4 protein-coding genes are annotated in these 4,350 nt (G+C 30.6%); all 4 read right to left on the reverse strand.

The genetic code is table 11. The features are described from left to right. Positions 1–145 precede the first annotated feature (145 nt). Genes NSA23_RS16375 through NSA23_RS16390 form a run of 4 tightly spaced genes read right to left on the reverse strand, consistent with a single transcriptional unit; the run spans position 146 to position 4,075 of the window. Positions 146–1,267, reverse strand: a complete 1,122-nt coding sequence (locus tag NSA23_RS16375) for a metal ABC transporter permease (protein ID WP_257490793.1) — start codon at positions 1,265–1,267, stop codon at positions 146–148. Then, a complete protein-coding gene (locus NSA23_RS16380) occupies positions 1,264–2,388 on the reverse strand; it encodes a metal ABC transporter permease (protein ID WP_257490794.1) in 1,125 nt (374 codons plus the stop codon). Before NSA23_RS16380 ends, NSA23_RS16375 begins: the two co-directional genes overlap by 4 nt. Before the next feature lie 15 nt (positions 2,389–2,403). Then, positions 2,404–3,132, reverse strand: coding sequence for a metal ABC transporter ATP-binding protein (locus NSA23_RS16385; RefSeq protein ID WP_042680742.1), 729 nt, complete (start codon positions 3,130–3,132; stop codon positions 2,404–2,406). A 1-nt stretch (position 3,133) separates the two neighbouring features. Continuing rightward, on the reverse strand, positions 3,134–4,075 hold the full coding sequence (locus tag NSA23_RS16390) for a metal ABC transporter solute-binding protein, Zn/Mn family (protein ID WP_257490795.1): 942 nt from the start codon (positions 4,073–4,075) through the stop codon (positions 3,134–3,136). Positions 4,076–4,350 lie beyond the last annotated feature (275 nt).

Genomic DNA, 4,350 nt, shown 5'->3' on the forward strand with positions numbered 1-4,350 from the left:
TACCTAAAATTAGACTAAGAAAAATATATTTAAATTTATGGAAACTTAGGTACTTCAGTTGTCAACTTGAACATAAAAAAAGAGGCGTTTCATAACTGATAAATCAGTTATGAAACAGCCCCATTTTTTTATTTAACATTCATTTTTATATTCCGTTAACTATCTCTTCAGCATTAGAAATAGCTAAATTTCTGCCTTCATCTGTAACTTTGACAATATTATCTTCTATATATACTAAGTTACTCCTATTAAGACTATTTATTATATCTTTAATAAAGCCTTTTTCCCATTTTAAATGTTTATGAATTGTATCTATACCTAACTCTTCTTTTTCATCATCTTCTCCTTCATGATTTATTACATGCATTAGGAAAGATATTTTAGCAAAATCATATTTCTGTCTTTTCTTCCTTCTCATTATAGAAATAAGACCTTTATCTGGAGCAAAGAAGAAAACTAACAAGAAAATAATTCCTACCATAACAGCCATCATTCCTGCAATAGCTACATCTAAAATATGAGATATCCAATATCCTGATATAGCAGAAATTATTCCAATAACTCCACTTAAAAATATCATCCTTTTTAAATCATCTGTCAAAATATAAGCTGCTGCAGGAGGACCAACCATGAATGCTACTACTAATATAGCTCCTACTGCATCAAAAGCTCCTACTGAAGTTAAAGATACAAGGGTCATAAGAGAATAATGCATAATACCTGGCGATATTCCTAAAACCATAGCAAGGTTAGGATCAAAAGTAGATATCTTCAGTTCTTTAAAAAATATTGAAACATATATTATGTTTATAAATAATATTGTTCCCATAATATAAAGTGATTTAGGTCCAATATCTACTCCATTAACTACAAACCTATCAAAGGGTGCAAAGGCTATTTCTCCTAATAAAACTGCATCTGTATCTAAATGTACATCTCCTGCATATAGACTTATAAGTATTATTCCAATACTAAAAAGCAGGGGAAATATAAGTCCAATAGAGGAATCTTCACTTACTAATTTAGTTTTATTTATAGATTCTACTAAGAAAACTGTTAAAGTTCCAGTTAAAGCTGCTCCTACGATTAACAATGGAGAATTTAAATCATGGGTTATAAAAAATGCAATTACAATCCCAAATAATATAGTATGCCCTATAGCATCAGCCATCATTGCCATTTTTCTTAGTATAAGGAATGCTCCTAATGTTGAGCAAGCCAAGGCTACAACTATAGCTATAATTTGTATTTCCATTTGTACACTCATTCCTCTAAACCTCCCCTCAACTCTTCTATTTCATTCATACCTTTTCTTGTTATATTCCAATTGTTATTATTTTTCTCTGCTAATCCTAATACCTCTAATTTTCTTAATTCTTCTTCTATAGTTTTTATAGAAAAACTATATTCATGTTGGGATATGGATAAATCTTCTATTTTATATCCTGAAGATTTATTACTGCTTTTATTTAAATTATAAAGATTATTTAAAACTATATTTCTATTTAATTGCTTTTTATTGTTCTTATCTCTTATTTTTCTCCATATAATCCCTCTACCTGGTGCAATAAATAAGGATATAATAGCTATAGAACTTATTATTACCACTATTACTGGTCCAGTAGGCAAATTTCTTGTAGAAGAGCTTATTAAAGTGCCTATTATCCCTGAAATAGCTCCAAATATTGCAGCTATAATAACCATAATACTTAATTTGTCTGTCCATTGACGTGCTGCTACAGCAGGTGCTATAATCATAGCACTCATAAGAACTACACCTACTGTTTGAAGACCTGTAACTATTGCTATAACTATTAAGGTTGTAAGGATTAAATCTAATTTATCTATAGGAAACCCAGAAACTTGGCAAAATTCTGGATCAAAGGAAAGCAATTTAAATTCTTTCCATAGTAATGTAATTATAAATATAATCCCTCCACCAACTATGGCCATTACTATAATATCTCTCTTTAAAAGAGTTGAAGCCTGACCAAATAAAAATCCCTCAAGTCCAGCTTGATTAGAATCTGGTATTTTTTGTATATACGTTAAAATAACTAAACCTAATCCGAAAAATACTGATAGCATAGTTCCTAATGCACTATCATATTTGGTCCTACTATGTTTAGTTATATTATTAACTATATATATAGCAATCCAACCTGATATAAAAGCACCTAATAAAAGCCACTCAATATTTTTTGAACCAGTTAAAAGAAAGGCTACCCCTATTCCTGGCAATGCTGCGTGAGAAACAGCATCCCCTATAAGACCTTGCTTTCGCAATACTGCATAAGAACCTATTGCACCACTAATAGCACCAAGTAAAGCAGAACCTAAAGCTACTGTTCTAAGAGTATAGTCTGAAAATATATTGATTAAGTCCATGATATCCCTCCAATTCTATTTCAATAATTTATCTACTTTACTTTTATATGCCTTCATTAAATTTTCTTCATTAAATACCTTTTCTACTGGTCCACTATCTATTATTACTTTATTTAAAAGTGTAACCCAATCAAAATATTCTTGTACTGTCTGTAAATCATGATGAACTACAACAACAGTTTTCCCCATACTACGCAATTCTCTTAATATGTTTATTATAGCTCTTTCAGTTTTAGCATCCACTCCTTGGAATGGCTCATCCATAAAATAAATATCAGCATTTTGAACAAGTGCTCTAGCTAAAAATACTCTCTGTTGTTGTCCACCTGAAAGTTGGCTTATTTGTCTATCTGCAAAAGATAACATATCTACTTTTTCAAGAGCTTCTATAGCTTTTTCTTTCTCTTTCTTTCCTGGTCTTTTTATCCAACCTAGTTTTCCATAGGTTCCCATAGTTACAACATCTAATACATTAGTAGGGAAATCCCAATCAACACTTCCTCTTTGAGGCACATATCCTATTTTCTTTCTCTGTTTTTCATAACTTTCACCCCAAAATTTAGTATCTCCTGTTACAGGTTCTATCATATTAAGCATAGTTTTTATAAGAGTAGATTTTCCCGCTCCATTTGGTCCAACTATTGCCATTAAAACTCCACCTGGTATTTCTAAATCTATATCCCATAATACTGGTTTTTTATGGTACGCAACTGTTAAATCATTAGCTATTACCACATAATTCATATTAATTCACTCCTTTAAGTAAAGCATCTACAATAGTATCTATATTAAACTTTACAGTTCCTATATAAGTTCCTTCTTCTGTCCCTGGATCTCCTAGAGAATCTGAAAATAGCTCTCCACCTATTTCTACATTAAACCCTCTGTCTTTTACCGCCGCTTGTAATGCCTCAATATTTTTTGTTGGAACAGAAGACTCAATAAATATTGCAGGTATTTCTTTTTCTGATATAAAATCTGCTAGCTCTTTTACATCTAATGTTCCAGCCTCAGCAGCTGTACTTATCCCTTGTAAACCCTTTACCTGAAAGCCATAAGCCTTACCAAAGTAACTAAAAGCATCATGAGCTGTTATAAGTATTCTTTTATCATCTGGAAGTTCCTTAGCCCTGCTAATTACATACTCATCTAATTTTTTAAGTTCATCTTTATATTTTTCAGAGTTTGATATATAGATGTCTTTATTTTCACTATCTAATTCTATAAGATTATCTTTTATAACATCTACTATTTCCATCCAAAGCTTTACATCAAACCATATATGAGGATCGTAGTTTCCCTCAAACTCTTCTGATTCTATTAACTTAGAATTATCAAGTACATCAGCAGCCGCTATAGTTTTTACGTCGCTTTTATTTAGTTTTTCAAATACATCTGACATTTTTCCCTCAAGATGAAGTCCGTTAAATATTATAAAATCAGCATTCATCATTTTTTGAACATCTCCAGCACTTGCTTTATAGAGATGAGGATCTATCCCCGGTCCCATTAAGGCCTCTACTTCTAATTTATCTCCACCTATATTTTTAACTATATCTGCCAATATAGTAGTTGTTGTTACTACATTTAATTTTCTAGAATCCCTCTTAACATTTTGGTTATTTCCGCAACCAATTAAACTAATTGAAATTATTATAACTAACACTAACATAGTCCACTTTTTCATTTTAAATCCACCCTTCCTATAAATCTTATATTACATATGTATATGAATTTTATACTATATAATTTATGCAATTTTGAGTTTTAAAATCATCTCATTAAAATCCGCTATATAATATATACCCAATATAATATTATTTGCCACAAATACAATAAAAAAGGGGCTGTTTCAAAATAAAAAGCCCATAAAAGTAAAACAGGCCGAAGAGCGGTAGCTCTTCGACCTGTTTTTTAGTATAATTTATCTGCAATGAAATCACATACTAAAATTAATTATAA

It is taken from the genome of Anaerosalibacter massiliensis, assembly GCF_024623155.1.
Lineage (GTDB): Bacteria > Bacillota > Clostridia > Tissierellales > Sporanaerobacteraceae > Anaerosalibacter > Anaerosalibacter massiliensis.

Bases quoted from the DNA above. Each gene is read 5' to 3' on its own strand.
- NSA23_RS16375 (WP_257490793.1), bottom strand. From the start codon at position 1,267: ATGAGTGTACAAATGGAAATACAAATTATAGCTATAGTTGTAGCCTTG.
- NSA23_RS16380 (WP_257490794.1), bottom strand. From the start codon at position 2,388: ATGGACTTAATCAATATATTTTCAGACTATACTCTTAGAACAGTAGCT.
- NSA23_RS16385 (WP_042680742.1), bottom strand. From the start codon at position 3,132: ATGAATTATGTGGTAATAGCTAATGATTTAACAGTTGCGTACCATAAA.
- NSA23_RS16390 (WP_257490795.1), bottom strand. From the start codon at position 4,075: ATGAAAAAGTGGACTATGTTAGTGTTAGTTATAATAATTTCAATTAGT.